Origin of the sequence: Vibrio sp. nBUS_14 (assembly GCF_051201655.1) — a bacterium.
In the GTDB taxonomy this organism is placed as follows: domain Bacteria; phylum Pseudomonadota; class Gammaproteobacteria; order Enterobacterales; family Vibrionaceae; genus Vibrio.
On sequence record NZ_CP179206.1, the window covers coordinates 3,455,681 to 3,472,943 of the forward strand.

12 protein-coding genes and 3 pseudogenes are annotated in these 17,263 nt (G+C 44.9%); 13 read left to right on the forward strand and 2 right to left on the reverse strand.

Annotated features, from left to right (window positions below):
* Positions 1–52: 52 nt before the first annotated feature.
* Both ACMAZD_RS16320 and ACMAZD_RS16325 read left to right on the forward strand, forming a co-directional pair.
* On the forward strand, positions 53–664 hold the full coding sequence (locus tag ACMAZD_RS16320) for a superoxide dismutase (RefSeq protein WP_435247954.1): 612 nt from the start codon (positions 53–55) through the stop codon (positions 662–664).
* Between the two features lie 127 nt (positions 665–791).
* Positions 792–1,272: pseudogene (locus tag ACMAZD_RS16325) on the forward strand (tRNA (cytidine(34)-2'-O)-methyltransferase).
* Positions 1,273–1,457: 185 nt separating this feature from the next.
* Here ACMAZD_RS16325 and ACMAZD_RS16330 read toward each other — a convergent pair.
* Positions 1,458–1,982, reverse strand: a complete 525-nt coding sequence (locus ACMAZD_RS16330) for an FxsA family protein (RefSeq protein ID WP_012604974.1) — start codon at positions 1,980–1,982, stop codon at positions 1,458–1,460.
* Between the two features lie 284 nt (positions 1,983–2,266).
* Here ACMAZD_RS16330 and aspA point away from each other — a divergent pair, with 284 nt between their 5' ends.
* The 3 genes and pseudogenes from aspA to ACMAZD_RS16345 all read left to right on the forward strand — a co-directional run.
* The gene (aspA, locus tag ACMAZD_RS16335; RefSeq protein ID WP_435247955.1) at positions 2,267–3,718 is read left to right on the forward strand and encodes an aspartate ammonia-lyase; all 1,452 of its coding nucleotides are present in this window, start codon (positions 2,267–2,269) and stop codon (positions 3,716–3,718) included.
* A gap of 180 nt (positions 3,719–3,898) precedes the next feature.
* A complete protein-coding gene (locus ACMAZD_RS16340; protein ID WP_435247956.1) occupies positions 3,899–5,206 on the forward strand; it encodes an anaerobic C4-dicarboxylate transporter in 1,308 nt (435 codons plus the stop codon).
* Positions 5,207–5,716: 510 nt separating this feature from the next.
* Positions 5,717–5,944, forward strand: a pseudogene (locus tag ACMAZD_RS16345) (YfcC family protein); the annotation flags it as partial.
* Between the two features lie 47 nt (positions 5,945–5,991).
* Here ACMAZD_RS16345 and ACMAZD_RS16350 read toward each other — a convergent pair.
* A complete protein-coding gene (locus tag ACMAZD_RS16350; RefSeq protein ID WP_435246996.1) occupies positions 5,992–6,912 on the reverse strand; it encodes an IS5 family transposase in 921 nt (306 codons plus the stop codon).
* 80 nt (positions 6,913–6,992) lie between these two features.
* Between ACMAZD_RS16350 and ACMAZD_RS16355 the strand changes: the two are divergent.
* From ACMAZD_RS16355 to ACMAZD_RS16390, 8 genes and pseudogenes are all read left to right on the forward strand, one after another.
* A pseudogene (locus ACMAZD_RS16355) lies at positions 6,993–8,228 on the forward strand (YfcC family protein); the annotation flags it as partial.
* Positions 8,229–9,062: 834 nt separating this feature from the next.
* The gene (gene arcA, locus ACMAZD_RS16360) at positions 9,063–10,286 is read left to right on the forward strand and encodes an arginine deiminase (RefSeq protein WP_435247957.1); all 1,224 of its coding nucleotides are present in this window, start codon (positions 9,063–9,065) and stop codon (positions 10,284–10,286) included.
* A gap of 72 nt (positions 10,287–10,358) precedes the next feature.
* On the forward strand, positions 10,359–11,270 hold the full coding sequence (gene arcC, locus ACMAZD_RS16365) for a carbamate kinase (protein WP_435247958.1): 912 nt from the start codon (positions 10,359–10,361) through the stop codon (positions 11,268–11,270).
* 193 nt (positions 11,271–11,463) lie between these two features.
* Positions 11,464–12,474: an ornithine carbamoyltransferase gene (locus tag ACMAZD_RS16370; RefSeq protein WP_004729719.1), complete on the forward strand. Its 1,011-nt coding sequence runs from the start codon at positions 11,464–11,466 to the stop codon at positions 12,472–12,474.
* 499 nt (positions 12,475–12,973) lie between these two features.
* Entirely contained in the window at positions 12,974–13,903 is a 930-nt protein-coding gene (gene pyrB, locus ACMAZD_RS16375) for an aspartate carbamoyltransferase (protein WP_435247959.1), read from the forward strand.
* Between the two features lie 15 nt (positions 13,904–13,918).
* Positions 13,919–14,383, forward strand: coding sequence for an aspartate carbamoyltransferase regulatory subunit (gene pyrI, locus ACMAZD_RS16380; RefSeq protein ID WP_435247960.1), 465 nt, complete (start codon positions 13,919–13,921; stop codon positions 14,381–14,383).
* A 326-nt stretch (positions 14,384–14,709) separates the two neighbouring features.
* Positions 14,710–15,195, forward strand: a complete 486-nt coding sequence (locus ACMAZD_RS16385) for an arginine repressor (RefSeq protein WP_435247961.1) — start codon at positions 14,710–14,712, stop codon at positions 15,193–15,195.
* Between the two features lie 175 nt (positions 15,196–15,370).
* Positions 15,371–17,215, forward strand: a complete 1,845-nt coding sequence (locus ACMAZD_RS16390; protein WP_435247962.1) for a protein-disulfide reductase DsbD — start codon at positions 15,371–15,373, stop codon at positions 17,213–17,215.
* The last annotated feature ends 48 nt before the right edge of the window (positions 17,216–17,263 follow it).

Sequence of the window (17,263 nt, forward strand, 5' to 3'; positions counted from 1 at the left end):
TAATGATTGCTATTATCATTATGGTAAATCCTCTAGTTAAGGAGGATTTATCATGTCACACACTTTCCCTGCTCTACCCTACGCTTACGATGCTCTAGAACCTTACATTGATGCGAAAACGATGGAAGTGCATTACAGCAAGCACCATAGAACCTACTACGATAAGTTTGTTGCGGCTGTCTCTGGCAGTGAACTTGAACAGCAATCTCTAACTGAAATCTTCGCTAATATTTCTCAGCACAGCCCTGCCGTGCGCAACAATGGTGGCGGCTACTACAACCACATTTTGTATTGGAATTGCATGTCTCAAGATGGCGGTGGTGAACCGACTGGCGAACTGGGTGAGGCTATCAAAAGTACATTCGGAGATTTCAAAGCGTTCCAAGAGCTGTTCGCGCAAGCGGCGATCAATACCTTCGGTTCCGGCTTTGCTTGGCTGATAGTAGAAGAAGGACAACTGAAGATCATCTCGACGTCGAACCAAGACAATCCGTTGATGGATACGGTTGCCAGTAACGGCAAACCGATTCTTGCGCTCGACGTTTGGGAACACGCCTACTACATCAGCTACCAAAACCGTCGCCCAGATTACATCAATGCATGGTGGAACGTGGTGAATTGGGATGTAGTTTCTGAAAACTACGCACAAGCACTGACTAAATAAGTTTAACGACTGCATAAGCCTAAGCGAGTCTTAATACCATCACTCGCATAACCAGAGGTGGTGAACTGTACTCACTCAGCTTGCCACCGTATACTCTGGCTATCTTTGATTACTCTTGTGAACCAACATGTTTGACATCGCTCTATACGAACCAGAAATTGCGCCCAATAATTGCAGACATCATCCGCCTATGTGCTAACTGCGGCGCAAATCTACACCTGATTGAGCCACTTGGCTTTGATTTTGAAGAGAAGAAAGTTCGTCGTGCTGGCTTGGATTACCACGACCTAGCACGTGTTAAGCGTCACAAGAACCTAGAAGCCTTCCTTGAGTATCTAGAGAATGAACGCGAGGGTGATTTCCGTATCTTCGCTTGCACGACTAAAACTACGGGTCACCACGTTGATGCGAAATTCCAACAAGGTGATGTGTTGATGTTTGGCCCTGAAACACGCGGCCTGCCTGCCGAATTCATCGAAAGCATGCCAATGGAACAACGTATTCGTATTCCAATGATGCCAGACGCACGTAGCCTAAACCTGTCTAACGCGGTTGCTATTATTGCATTCGAAGCGTGGCGACAAATGGGCTTTGAAGGCGCGGTATAAGCCAATCTCAGTAAATCAATCTCAGTAAATAACTGTTCACATGGCCTGTTACCTGCTCCTGCGAGCAATCGTAAATAGCAGGTAACATGCAATAAAAAGGCTCTTACCATTATCACTTTCTTGCGAAGGATAAAGGTAAGAGCCTTTTCTGTTTTTTCCTCTATATAGATAAGAGGGAAAACGGATTAGTTCAAACGGTTACGATCGTTGTCGTCGTCTTTCTTCTCAAACTCACCCTCAAAGGTGTTGCCGTCTTTTGATTGGTCAGAGGGATCACGATTAAATGGGTCTTGTCCAAATGGACTCTGACCAAAACCAGCCTGTCCACCCGCATGGAAACCGCCAGACATATTGGTAACCACCATCTTTTCCATCATTTTCTTAGCAATCATCGCTCTTGGTGCTGGTAGCAATACCAACATACCGAGTGCGTCCGTCATAAAGCCCGGAGTCAGCAGCAATACCCCTGCAACCGCAAGCATCACGCCTTCAAGAATCTGTTGTGCCGGCATTTCACCTTGTTGTAGTCGACCTTGCACAGACATAAGTGTCTGAATACCTTGGCTACGAACAAGCGATGCACCTACAAATGCAGTAATCAAAACTAACGCAATAGTTGGCCACAATCCTAAGAAGCCACCAACTTGAATAAATAGACCAATCTCAATAATAGGTACGAAGATAAATAGTAATAATAAGATAGGAAACACACGCCCTCCTTTGTTACTCCCAGTTTACGCTGAAAGCTCTATCAATCTCAAATTTATCCTGTAAATAGGCGTGTTTATTGACCGAGAATAACTTTGCAAAATATTAACGAAACAAAAGCGAAAAAGGTGATCAACTTACTATTTTTATGTGCTAGGTACAGTATCATGTGCGACATAAGTCAGGACGGATTTATCAGCCCAATATTCTAGCGAACGGAGTATTTGCATACAGAATAGGCTAATAACTAACTATATAATCAGAATTATTCTCTAAGGATCCTGTTATGGCTAATCTATCAGAAGCTCAAATTGATGCTCCTCAAGCTACTCGTCTCGAAGAAGATCTTTTAGGTCAACGTCATGTTCCGGCTGATGCTTACTACGGCATCCACACTCTACGCGCAGTTGAAAACTTCAACATCTCAAATGTAACGATCTCAGATGTACCTGAATTCGTTCGAGGTATGGTGATGACAAAAAAAGCAGCGGCTTTAGCAAACAAAGAGTTAGGTGTAATCCCAAGCGAAGTGGCTAAGTACATCATTCAAGCTTGTGACCTCATTCTAGACACTGGCAAGTGCATGGATCAGTTCCCATCGGATGTATTCCAAGGTGGTGCTGGTACTTCTGTAAACATGAATGCTAACGAAGTAGTGGCAAACGTGGCGCTTGAACTTATGGGCAAAGAAAAAGGCCAATATGAATTCATCAACCCAAATGACCATGTAAACCGCAGCCAATCAACTAACTGTGCTTACCCAACGGGTTTCCGTATCTCTGTGTACAACAGCGTTCGTAAACTGATTGATGCTATCGAATACCTAAAAGGTGCATTCGAGCTTAAAAGCCAAGAATTCAATACAATCCTGAAGATGGGTCGTACTCAACTTCAAGATGCAGTACCTATGACGGTTGGCCAAGAGTTCCACGCTTGGGCTGTAACCATCAATGAAGAAATCAAAAACCTAGAATACACTTCAAAACTACTGCTTGAAGTAAACCTAGGCGCAACGGCTATCGGTACCGGTCTGAACGCAGCACCGGGTTACCAAGGCCTAGCAGTGAAACACCTAGCGGAAGTAACTGGCCTAGAGTGTGTAGCGGCTGAAGATCTTATCGAAGCAACGTCTGACTGTGGCGCATACGTAATGACGCACGGTGCACTTAAACGTCTAGCAGTTAAACTGTCTAAGATCTGTAACGACTTACGTCTTCTTTCTTCAGGCCCACGCACTGGCTTCAACGAGCTAAACCTACCAGAACTGCAAGCGGGTTCTTCAATCATGCCTGCTAAAGTAAACCCAGTTGTACCTGAAGTAGTAAACCAAGTTTGCTTTAAAGTTCTAGGTAACGACAACACGGTTTCTTTCGCAGCAGAAGGCGGTCAGCTTCAACTGAACGTAATGGAACCGGTTATCGCACAAAGCATGTTTGAGTCTTTAGACATCCTAACAAACGCATGTGTGAACCTACGCGACAAGTGTGTAGACGGCATTACTGTGAACAAAGAAGTATGTGAATCTCACGTATTCAACTCTATCGGTATCGTAACTTACCTAAACCCATACATTGGCCATCACGAAGGTGACATCGTTGGTAAGATTTGTGCAGAAACAGGTAAGAGTGTTCGTGATGTAGTTCTAGAGCGTGGTTTATTGAGCGAAGAAGAACTTGATGACATTTTCTCTGTTGAAAACCTGATGCATCCTCAGTACAAAGCGAAGCGCTTCGAATAAAGTTAGCGAGAAAGGGCTCCAAGCGGAGCCCTTTTTTAGGCTCCAATACGGTTAACCCTGCTTATTTTATGGACTTCCGTTGGTTGCACTTTTGCTTAATCGAATCTAAACCATAGAACTATTATCTGAACATTCTCTCAATGAGTAGTCACATAATAAAATCTAAATGAGGTGTTACTTATGATTGCAGTAGAACTATTTATCGTCCTGCTCTTTATCTTTCTGGGGGCCAGAATTGGCGGTATCGGTATTGGTTTTGCCGGTGGTGCTGGTGTTATTGCCCTTTCACTTATTCTTGGTGTTCCAACAAGCCAATCTTTCATCCCGATCGATGTAATCTTGATCATCATGTCGGTTATCACCGCAATTGCAGCAATGCAGGTTGCTGGCGGTATGGACTGGTTGGTGCAAATTGCAGAAAACTTTTTGCGTAAACACCCTGAACGCATCACCTTTTACGCGCCAATCGTGACCTTTGTAATGACATTAATGGCGGGTACTGGCCACACAGCATTCTCAACGCTTCCTGTAATCGCAGAAGTAGCGAAAGGCCAAGGCGTGCGTCCTTCTCGTCCACTGTCTATCGCAGTAGTAGCTTCTCAAATTGCTATCACAGCTTCTCCAATTTCGGCAGCGGTTGTAGCATTCGCAGCAATGCTGGCACCATTTGGTGTTGATTACCTAACGCTATTGATGGTTTGTATCCCAACAACCTTTATCGCTTGTATGGTTGGTGCGGTTGTCGCGAACTACATGGGCAGCGAACTAAAAGACGATCCTGTTTACCAAGAGCGTCTAGAAAAAGGTCTAATCAAACTGGCAATAGAAGAGAAGCGCGAAATTCTACCAACAGCGAAGAGAGCAACGTACATCTTCCTAGCGGCGATTGGTTTCGTGGTTTGTTACGCAGCGGCTATCTCTAGCTCTGTTGGCCTAATTGAAAACCCAGCTCTGGGCCGTAACGAAGCAATCATGTCTGTGATGCTGGCAGCGGCTGCTGCAATTGTTATGTTCACTAAGATTGATGCAGCGAAGATTTCTTCAGCGCCAACATTCCGCTCTGGTATGACAGCATGTGTATGCGTACTGGGTGTGGCTTGGTTAGGTTCAACGTTCGTAAACGCACACGTTGCTGAAATCAAAGACGTAGCAGGCGCTCTACTGGCTGACTATCCTTGGATGCTGGCTCTTGTTCTGTTCTTCGCTTCTATGCTGCTTTACTCTCAAGGCGCAACAACGGTTGCACTGATGCCTGCAGCTCTAGCGATTGGCGTAGCACCACTTACAGCCGTGGCTTCTTTTGCTGCGGTAAGTGCACTGTTCGTACTTCCAACTTACCCTACGCTACTGGCAGCGGTTGAGATGGATGACACAGGCTCAACGCGTATCGGTAACTATGTATTCAACCATCCATTCTTCATTCCAGGTGTGGTAACAATCAGTACTTCGGTTGCACTAGGCTTCGCATTCGGCGGTCTGTTCATCTAACATTCGCTGATGTTCAAAACTTTAAAAGGAAGCTTCGGCTTCCTTTTTTGTTTTCTACTCAATGTGTTATTTGATACACGTCAAATAACCATTATAAACTTTAAAAACCGCTCAAAAATAAAGTTTGAATAAAATTCCAGGATTATTCACGCGATTAATTAGGAATGCCTACCCAATCAATCTCCTTTTGCTTTTCCCTCTTCCATACCGAATATTAATCCAAGCTAACCAACCAAAAAACTTTGCTGTTTTTATGCCATTTTCAAGCCCTCTTATTGGACACTATTTTTGTGAACAAAACCAAACTTAAATATCTAGGCAAGGAATAAAATAACCGAAGCTAAATTAAATCTAACTTCATTTGGATCAGTAAATATAAAAACGAACTTAATTTAAAGTCAGCAATTTTATATCGCTGGATACTTTATAATAATCAGTATATTTACAATCTATAAATCATTAGTCGCTAATTCACATCACTTTTATTTAAGATGATGTAAGGAGATAGCTATGACGACTCAGACAATGCCAAGCGAGAAAAAAAAGGGCGGCTTCTTTGCCAATTTTAAATTCCCTTCAGCCTACACCATTTTATTTATTCTTATTGCGTTCGTAGCGCTCCTTACCTGGGTTGTTCCGGCAGGCCAATACGGCCGAGCCATGAATGAAGAACTCGGTCGAGAGGTCCCTGTAACCGGAACCTATCAAGCGGTAGAAGGTAACCCTCAAGGGGCTTTGTTGCTTAATTCAGAGAGAAGGCATGCCTGCCCCATTGTGCTTAATTCTTAATCGATATACTGTGTTTCAGGCATACCAAGCCCTGTAAGCTTATTCAGGGCTTTAATCATAGCGTAAGTCTCGCCAACTTGAGCGTTGTAGTTCCTCAGGCTTAATTTCCCACCTAGCAGCTGTTTTACTCGGTACATCGCGGTCTCTGATAGAGAGCGCTTATGATAGCCATACCGCTCTTTCCAATACTTATTTGAGCCATATAACTTCTGGCAACCCACGGCGAGATTTCGGGGGTGACCACGCTCCCAGAAGGCAGCCCCTTCTCTTGGTGGGATGAGCGGAACAGCTCGCTTGATCCGTATGGCATCATGGCAATTCCTTGTGTCATAAGCGCCATCACCTGATATCTCAATGATTTTCCGACGTGTCTGATTGAGTAAGTTGGGGAGCACTTCGGCATCGGTTACGTTAGATAAGCTCAGCTCTGCTGCGACTATTTCGTGGGTGCTTGTATCTACTGCGATGTGCAGCTTACGCCAGACTCTTCGCTTCCCATCAGTTCCATGCTTCTTGACCTTCCATTCACCTTCGCCATAAACCTTGAGACCAGTGGCATCAATGGCTAGGTGTTGTATCGCACCTCTGGTTTTAGTTTTAAATGAAACCTCAACATCCTTAGATCGACGACTTATACAGGTGTAGTGTGGGCAAACCAGAGGGATGTTAGCCAGCTTAAAGACGGAGTCTAGAAAACCTTGCAGCGCTCTCAATGGCATAGAGAAAACGCGTTTCACCATCAGAGCGGTAGTAATGGCTAAGTCGCTGAATCGGCGAGGTCTACCACGCTTGCCTTGTTTGTTTTGCTTCCACTCGGCTAACGTCTCCTCATCAATCCAAAAGGTCAGAGAGCCACGGTTGATTAAGGCTTTATTATACTGCTTCCAGTTAGTTGTTTTGTAACGAGGTTTAGGCATGAGACTACGACGATTGATGGGTGTATCCGATCAGATCGTAGCTTCCTGATTTAGTTCCATCGATTTAAGCAACAAGGCCCCCTCAAGGTATAATTGACGTACTGCTCGCGCCTATTGACGGCTTCTACGACCACAATAGCTATGAAGCTGCGGCCATCGACGTTTCGCTGTTCATTTTAATCATTGGTGGCTTCTTAGGGCTAGTAACCAAGACTGGCGCGATTGATGCTGGTATCGAACGCGTCACCGCCCGCCTCGAAGGGCGAGAAGAGCTGATGATACCAATACTGATGGCACTGTTTGCTGCAGGCGGCACTGTCTACGGCATGGCAGAAGAGTCACTCCCATTCTATACGCTGCTAGTGCCTGTAATGATGGCCGCTCGCTTTGACCCTCTAGTTGCAGCTGCGACGGTATTGCTTGGCGCAGGCATTGGGGTACTAGGTTCAACGATTAACCCATTCGCGACCGTTATTGCTGCCAACGCATCTGGTATTCCATTTACTGACGGTATCGTGTTGCGTATTGCCATGCTCGTCATTGGTTGGATCATCTGTGTCGCATACGTCATGCGATACGCAAGAATGGTTCAAACAGATCCATCAAAATCAATTGTCTACGACAAATACGAAGAGAACAAAGCGCATTTCCTTGGTAACGCAAATGGTGAAAAACTTGAATTCACCGCGACTCGTAAACTGATTCTGACCATTTTCGGTGGCTCTTTCGCTGTGATGATTTACGGCGTATCCGTTGCTGGGTGGTGGATGGCTGAGATCTCTGCGATGTTCTTAGCAGCTACAATCATTGTTGGTATTGTGTCTCGTATGAGCGAGGAAGAGTTTACCACTAGCTTCATTGATGGTGCTCGGGACCTACTGGGCGTTGCGCTTATCATAGGTATCGCACGTGGTATCGTTGTCGTAATGGACCGCGGTATGATCACCGACACCATTCTTTTCTCTGCAGAACAAATGGTTACCGGGTTATCTTCGGTTGTCTTTATTAACGTGATGTTCTTCTTAGAGATTCTATTGTCATTCTTAGTGCCGTCGACCTCCGGTTTAGCGGTACTGACTATGCCGATCATGGCACCGTTGGCTGACTTTGCAGGCGTAGGTCGTGACCTTGTTATCACCGCTTACCAATCGGCATCAGGCTTGGTTAACTTAATCACTCCAACCTCTGCGGTGGTAATGGGTGGCTTGGCGATTGCTCGTGTCCCTTACGTACGCTGGGTTAAATGGGTGATGCCATTAATCGGTATCTTGATGGTGTTCTGCATCATTGTGCTAAGTATTGGTGCGCTTATCTAGACAGCCCTAACCAACAAGCTTCAGATAACAAGCTTCATCTTCTCGTTCAAAGCCGCTTTCCTTAGCGGCTTTTTTTATCGCTATTGAATCTAACTCCAACTCCGGTCTCCGAAACAGCCTCACGAGGTGCGCACACCTCATCTAAGCCTCTCTATTACCTACTCAGTAGCAAAGCTTAAACGAGCAAAAACCACTTGCGATAAAGAATAAGCCAACGTTTAATCATCAAGGTTAAAGCTAATAAAAAGCCAACTATTCTTCGTTATTATATTTATACAAATATTTAGTTATTTATTAGCGTTAATTATATTCAAAGTAATTCACTCCATAATCACCAAAGGAAAAATAGTAGTGATTTTTATAGGAAACCGGCTTAAAACACCCAATTATAAAGTGTGACCACAATAGTTTTATTCGCATTTAATTTGTTAAGGAATAATTAATTCCATGTGCAAAATTAAATATATAAATACTAACATTGCATACTTCCAATCTAAGCTCATTCTTATCAATAAAACCATTTTGCATATAATCCCTCACAAATTGGATTCTAGCTAGGCGAATGAAAAAAGCATGCATAATATTCCCAAGGAGTTAACTATTTAGAAAGGGCTGACAATAGTTGAAAGTGCATAAAATTTGTTAAAACTCTTGATTTTAAAGGGCTTCGGGATAAAAAACGATTTGTGATAGATCTCTAAGAATACCTGACTAGCAGGCGTAATATTAATTCCAGACAAGAGATATGAATAAAATAATTAATTCTTCTCAACTGAAAACAAATAATTACTCTTAGCAATAAAAGTAATTCAAATATATAAGAGAGAGACGATCATGAGTAAGTTCTATGTAGGTTCTGAAATAGGTCAATTACGCCGTGTTCTAGTTCACCGCCCAAGACGCGCACTGACTCACCTAACACCCTCTAACTGTCACGATTTGCTGTTTGATGACGTACTGGCTGTTGAGCGTGCAGGTAAAGAGCATGACGCGTTTACTCAAACGCTACGTGATCAAGGTGTTGAAGTTCTTCTTCTTACTGACTTGCTAGCCGACACATTAGCTGTGCCAGAAGCTAAAGATTGGCTACTAAGCTGCCAAGTATCTGATTACCGTTTGGGTAAAACATTCGCCAATGATGTGCGCTGCTACTTGGGCGACTTACCAAACCTAGAGCTAGCAAAAATTCTAACAGGCGGTTTGTCTTACGCTGAGATGCCAATGAAATCATCTTCAATGGTGCAAGGCATGCACGCACCAACCGACTTCATTATCGAGCCTCTACCAAATCATCTATTTACTCGCGATACATCTTGCTGGGTATACGGCGGTGTCTCTATCAATCCAATGGCAAAACCTGCTCGTCAACGTGAAACCAACCACGTTCGCGCTATTTACCGCTGGCACCCAACATTCGCAGGCCAAGACTTCATTAAGTACTTCGGCGATGAAGAAAAGATCAACTACGACAACTCAACGATTGAAGGTGGTGACGTACTTGTACTCGGTCGTGGCGCGGTGCTTATCGGTATGTCTGAGCGTACAACAGCACAAGGTGTTGAGCACTTAGCATCTAGCCTATTCAAACACGGTCAAGCGAAGCAAGTTATCGCAATGCAGCTACCAAAACACCGCTCTTGCATGCACTTAGACACCGTTATGACGCACATGAGCGAAGATACCTTCTCTGTTTACCCTGAAGTGGTGAGTAAAGATGTGCAGTGCTGGAACCTAACTGGCGATGAATCAGGCGCTGTGAAAGTGAAAGAAGAAGGCTACTTCGTAACGGCTATCGAGAAAGCACTTGGCGTAGACAAGCTAAACCTAATCACAACGGGTGGTGACAACTTCCATGCAGAACGTGAACAGTGGAACGATGCGAACAACGTGCTGACTGTTAAACCAGGTGTTGTGGTTGGCTACGAAGGCAACACCTACACCAACGAAAAATACGACCAAGCAGGTATCACGGTTCTTCCGATTCCAGGCGATGAACTTGGCCGCGGTCGCGGTGGTGCACGCTGCATGAGCTGCCCAATTGAGCGTGATGGTATCTAATCACTAAGACGAAACGGCCAAGTTGAACAATCTTAAATAATCTCAGCTTGGCCAAAATGAGAGAACACAATTATGACTAAGCAAACTGTTGTTGTTGCACTCGGCGGTAATGCCCTACTTCGTCGCGGTGAGCCGTTAGAAGCCGATGTTCAACGCCGTAATATTGAAACTGCGGTTAAAACCATCTCTGAAATCGCAAAAGTATACAACGTGGTGTTAGTGCACGGTAATGGTCCACAAGTTGGCCTACTTGCTCTGCAAGGTTTGGAATACAAAAAAGTAAATCCGTATCCGCTGGATGTATTGGGTAGTGAAACTCAAGGCATGATCGGCTACATGCTGATGCAAGAATTCAAGAACTATCTGCCTGATCGCAATATCTCGTGCATGTTGACACAAATGACGATTGATCCAAACGATCCTGCCTTTGCGGATCCTACTAAGCCGATTGGCCCTATCTACGAAGAAGCAGAAGCGCGTGAATTGGCAGAAAAATTCCACTGGATCGTAAAACCCGACGGCCAACATTTCCGCCGCGTAATACCAAGCCCAAGCCCTACCGGCATTGTTGAACACGAAGCGATCACCCAGCTTATCGGTGCGGGTCACCTTGTGATTTGTACTGGCGGTGGTGGCATCCCAGTGAAAAAAGAAAATGGCAAATTAGTCGGTGTTGAAGCGGTTATCGACAAAGACATGTCAGCGGCTTTCCTAGCAAAACAATTGGATGCAGATGCACTGCTTATTCTGACCGATGCTGAGGCTGTGTACCTTGATTGGGGCAAACCAACTCAACACGCACTGCGCAGCACCACACCAAGCGAATTGGCGAAGTTCACATTTGATGCAGGCTCAATGGGGCCAAAAATTGAAGCATCGTGCGAATTCATTAAGCAAGGCGGCAAAGTAGTGGGTATCGGCGCACTCGAAGATGGTTTGCAAATCCTGCAAGGCCAAGCGGGCACCAATATCACCAAAGGTTAACGCACTAGCGAGCTTTATCATCTTGAAAAACTTAAAGCTTGAGAACCTTAAACCTGAGAGCTTTTAAAGCTTGCGAAAACAGAATTAAACGAACAAACAGAACCGAACAAATTTAACTAAATATTGAATCGCGCTTTCTTGAATTTTCTTTCCCTGTAACAAGGAAGCGCCTAAATCTAAAAAGGAATACATCATGGCTTTTAACCTACGCAATCGTAACTTCCTAAAACTACTAGATTTCACTCCACGCGAAATTCAACACTTGTTAGATCTTTCTATGGAGCTAAAAAAAGCGAAGTACAACGGTTACGAACAGCCAACACTGACTGGCAAAAACATTGCGCTTATCTTTGAGAAAACCTCCACTCGTACTCGCTGCGCATTCGAAGTAGCGGCATTCGACCAAGGTGCTCGCGTTTCTTACTTAGGCCCATCTGGCTCTCAAATTGGCCACAAAGAATCAATGAAAGATACAGCTCGCGTTCTTGGACGTATGTACGATGGCATCGAATACCGCGGCTTCGGTCAAGAAATCGTTGAAGAGCTAGGCGCTTACGCTGGCGTACCAGTATGGAATGGTCTGACTGACGAATTCCACCCAACACAAATTCTTGCTGACTTCCTAACTATGACGGAATACGGCCGTGGTAAACAACTACATGAGATCAGCTTTGCTTACCTAGGTGATGCGCGCAACAACATGGGTAACTCTCTGATGGTTGGCGCTGCGAAAATGGGCATGGACATTCGCCTTGTCGCTCCAAAACAGTTCTGGCCACAAGAAGAGCTATTGGCTCAATGTCGTGAAATTGCAGAACACACAGGCGGCAAAATCACGCTAACAGAAGATGTTCAAGAAGGCGTGCAAGGTTGTGACTTCCTATACACCGATGTTTGGGTATCAATGGGCGAAGCGAAAGAAGCATGGGCTGAGCGCATCAACCTAATGATGCCTTACCAAGTCAACATGGACATGATCAAAGCGACGGGCAACCCACATGTGAAATTCATGCACTGCCTACCGGCGTTCCACGGTGAAGACACCACAGTCGGCAAACAGCTTGCTGCTGAATATCCGCAGCTTAAAGACGGCGTTGAAGTAACAGATGAAGTGGTTGAATCTGAATACTCTATCGTGTTCGATGAAGCAGAAAACCGCATGCACACCATCAAAGCTGTAATGGTTGCGACATTAGGCAGTTAATAAGCTGAGCAACTAAGAATCTAGATAACCAATAATCTAAATAGTTAAGCACTCACTTGTTTGCAAGGCATTAACAAGTTAAGTGCAGTAGCAGGGAAATGCGGGTGGCATACTTGGGGTTTAACCTTTGGATAAAGCCCGCATTTTTTTTCATTCGATTGAAGAGGTTTTCGCCCCAAAAAACATAAGTTTTTCAGTTTCAACAAAGGCTTAAATGGAAGTTAAAAACGGATGTTATTTCGCATAAAAATCCATTAAATGAATACTTTACAGAAAGTATTGCATGGCGTTTTTATCTGAGTATAATCCTCCGCAATTTGTCTTAAGAGAGCAAAAAATGAACTGCAATTTTGTCGAACATGATTGTCAAACTACACGCCAAAGAGTGGCGGTGGTGTCATTTTTATTTTGCTCTATTGATCGTTTCGAAGCCTCCTATTTTTAGGGGGCTTTTTTTTGTCCGCAATTTGACTGTATGCATAAAAAAGGAAGACCCGTTATGGCGCATTCGTTATTTAACAAGCACATCATCTCCATTCCAGAGCTCTCTCGTGACGAACTGGAGCTTATCGTCGATACTGCCGCAAGACTTAAAGCAGAGCCAAATCCAGAGCTGCTGAAAAATAAGGTTGTCGCGAGCTGCTTCTTTGAACCTTCAACTCGGACTCGCCTTTCATTTGAAACCGCCGTTCAACGCCTTGGCGGCACTGTCATCGGTTTTGATAATGGCGGAAACACATCGCTGGCCAAGAAAGGCGAAACACTTGCCGATTCGGTGCAGGTCATTTCTTCTTACGTCGATGCTTTTGTAATGCGCCATCCACAAGAAGGGGCAGCGCGTTTAGCCTCTGAATTTTCTAAAGGTGTTCCAGTGGTAAACGGCGGCGACGGTGCCAACCAACACCCGACTCAAACCTTGTTGGATCTGTTCTCGATTTACGAAACGCAAGGCACGCTTGATAACCTCAATGTGGCGTTCGTCGGCGACCTAAAATATGGCCGCACTGTGCACTCATTGACTCAAGCACTATCAAAATTCAATAACGTGCGTTTCTTATTTATCGCGCCAGAAGTGTTAGAGATGCCAGATTACATCTGTGAAGAATTAGAAGAGATGGGCATCCAGTACAGCACACACACCAGCATTGAAGAAGTGGTGCCGGAACTGGATGTTCTGTACATGACTCGCGTACAGAAAGAGCGTTTTGATGCGTCGGAATACGCACACATGAAGTCGGCTTACATCCTAACCGCCGATACATTGAAAGACGCACGCCAAAACATGAAGGTACTTCACCCACTGCCACGCGTCGACGAGATCACCACCGACGTTGATAAAACGCCACACGCTTACTACTTCGAACAAGCTGAAAACGGTGTATACGCTCGCGAAGCCCTATTGGCCCTTGTTCTTAACGACACTTTATAAGCAGGAGAAACAGTCATGGTTAAACAAACTCAGCTACAAGTAGAAGCGATCCGTAACGGCAGCGTCATTGACCACATCCCTGCTCACCTTGGTATCAAAATCCTTAAACTATTTAAGCTACACAAGACAGAACAGCGCATCACTATAGGGTTAAACCTGCCATCATCGGCACTTGGCCATAAAGACCTAATCAAGATTGAGAACGTCTTCCTGACCAAGGAACAAGCCAACCAATTGGCTCTTTATGCTCCCCAGGCAACGGTGAATCAGATTGAAAAATATAAAGTGGTTAACAAGCTAACCCTTGTGCTACCAGAACAAATCCACAGTGTGTTCTCTTGCCCAAATAGCAACTGTATTTCACACGGTGAACCTGTCGAAAGTCACTTTAAAGTGCAGCTAAAACACGAAAACGTACAGCTAAAATGTCACTATTGTGAAAAAGTATTCTCTCGCGATATCATGAATGAAATTCGCTAACCCTTAGCGGTATTACCTTCGCAGAAAAAACCACCTAGATAGCATGGATATTTATTCCCAAGCCGGAATAAATATCCATTAACCAAAGAATAAAAACCCAAAATAAAGTCAATTAACCAGAATATTATTTGGTGATCGCCTTCAAAAAGATAACTATCCTTTAGTGGTAGACTCAATGCATAGATGATCATACATCTCGCATACCCTCCCTTCTTTACTTCGGGATTCATCGGTAAGCCCTATTAATAATCGTACTCTACGGCTTTGGGAGTGCGTTCGGCGCTATGGACAAGCGATATCCACACGTTGACCTTAAGGAGTTGTTCATGAACCAAATCACTGAGCACGGTTGCTTGTATTCAGCTGAAGATAAAACACTGACTGCGGCGTGCAAACGCTTACTACAACAAAGCTTCTCGACCCAAAATCAACTGCGCGAGAAACTGGTTGAGATCGGTTATACCGGCATTAGCCAATCAACCGTATCTCGCATTTTGTCGCAGCTTGGCGTAGTAAAAATCCAGAACGCCTGTGGCAAAAAGGTGTACTGCATCACTGTTGAAAGTGCACCGGTTCGTGTCGATGCCTCAATATCATCACAAATCGAATTAATTACTCATAACCAAGCGATGGTGATAGTAAAAACCCACCCTGGTTGTGCACAGTTAGTCGCGCGATTGGTTGATATCGACCCACATACCGAGATTATCGGCACCGTTGGCGGCAACGACACCGTGTTAATTATCCCGAAAGACACGACCAACATTAATGCTTGCGAACAAGTGGTAAAAGCACGCTTGGGCGTTGCCTAAATGTCTTATTGGCAAGGTCTGTTCACTGCAGTTGCGCTGCTAACTCTCTCTCGACTGCCTACGAAGGTGGCTCACCCGCCCTAAGGGATATTTGTTTGCTAATGAAACTAATCACAAACTATTACGGTCTGATTGAGTTAAGATACCTTTAACTCCATTTAGATGACTAAATAGTATGCGACGACTTGCCACATTACTTTTTGTTTGTATTTCCCTATTCACTCAACCTGCGTGGGCGCTTTTTGGGAATGACAACGCCGAGCCAAGCTTCGGAGGCAATAACAATGGTTTTGTCCCTGTAGACCAAGCTTTCCCCTTCAATTACTACCAGCAAGATGGAGAAGTCCTTCTCGACTGGCAAGTAAAAGAGGGCTACTACCTCTATCAACATAGCCTATCTTTCAGTGGCCAAAATCTCACGATCGGTAATGTTAAGATGGAAGACGGCCAACCACACCAAGATGAATTCTTTGGTGAGGTGAGCATTTATACCCAGCCGCTATTCGTGCAAGTTCCGCTACAGAGTTACCAAGAGGGCTCACAACTGATCGTTAAGTATCAAGGCTGTGCGGACGCTGGTTTCTGCTATCCACCTGAAACTCGCGTGATCGACATTGAACCATTTACAGGTTCCAGCGACTCTCAAGCTAATGCAACGTCGCAAGGCTCATCGGCTGCAAAAAATGAGACAGATGTTTCAACACAGCAAGCTTCTCAAAAAGCTGACGTTGCAAGCAACACCACTCCGCAGACAAGTGCGCCCGTTTCAAAAGAAGCGAACCTAGCCGATAAGCTCGGTGACAGTTGGTGGACGCCATTATTATTCTTAGCACTCGGTGTTGGCTTAGCTTTTACACCTTGTGTTCTGCCTATGTACCCAATTCTAACGGGTATCGTATTAGGTGGCGGCAAGCTCTGCCAAGGTCGTGCGCTGATGTTGTCCTTCATCTACGTGCAAGGCATGGCGTTAACCTACACCTTATTGGGTTTAGTGGTTGCCTCTGCGGGCATGCAGTTCCAAGCTGCGATGCAACATCCTTACGTATTGATTGCGTTGAGCGTTCTATTCGTGGCGTTAGCCATGTCGATGTTTGGCGTTTATAACCTGCAACTTCCAAGCAGTATCCAAACCTGGCTTAACAACCAAAGCAACAAGCAACAAGGTGGCAATACCTTAGGCGTATTCGCGATGGGTGCTATCTCTGGCCTAGTGTGTTCACCTTGTACCACCGCTCCATTGTCGGGTGCGCTGCTGTATGTGGCTCAAAGTGGCGACCTATTAACGGGGGCAATTGCTCTGTATGCGTTAGCGATGGGTATGGGTATCCCGCTGATCTTGGTTGCGGTATTTGGTAATAAGCTGCTGCCGAAATCAGGTAGCTGGATGGACAAGGTTAAGATCGTATTTGGCTTTATCTTGCTGGCAGCACCTATCTTCCTACTAGAGCGTATTATCCCTGAATTATGGGCAACCATGCTTTGGTCTGGGCTTGGTTTCATCGCCTTTGGTTGGCTTTACCATAGCAAGAATGCACTGCCATTCGGCGGTTGGAAGCAAAGCGCAGTGGGTATCATCGCAATGCTCGGCCTATTCGCTTCAGCGCAACCTGCCTTAAATGGCTGGTTTGCAGAAAAGAGCGTTGTGGTTGAACAGCAAATCCAATTTGCGCGCGTCAACACGGTTGAAGAGTTAGAAATCCAGCTCGTCGAAGCGAAGAAACTCGGTAAGCCAGTGATGCTCGATTTCTACGCCGATTGGTGTGTCGCATGTAAAGAGTTTGAAAAGTACACCTTCCATCAAGCTGATATCGAGAACAAACTTTCTGATTTCGTCCTGCTTCAGGCAGACGTAACGAGAAACATGCCTCAAGATATTGAACTGCTTAAACAATTGCAGGTACTCGGCTTACCAACCATTGAGTTCTGGGACGACAAGGGTAACCATGTTCCAAATGCTCGTGTAACCGGTTTTATGCCTGCCGATGTATTCTTAAAACACATGCAAGATCACCAGCTATAACGACGACATTCGTCTAAATACAACCTCGAATAAAAGCCGCACCGCCCC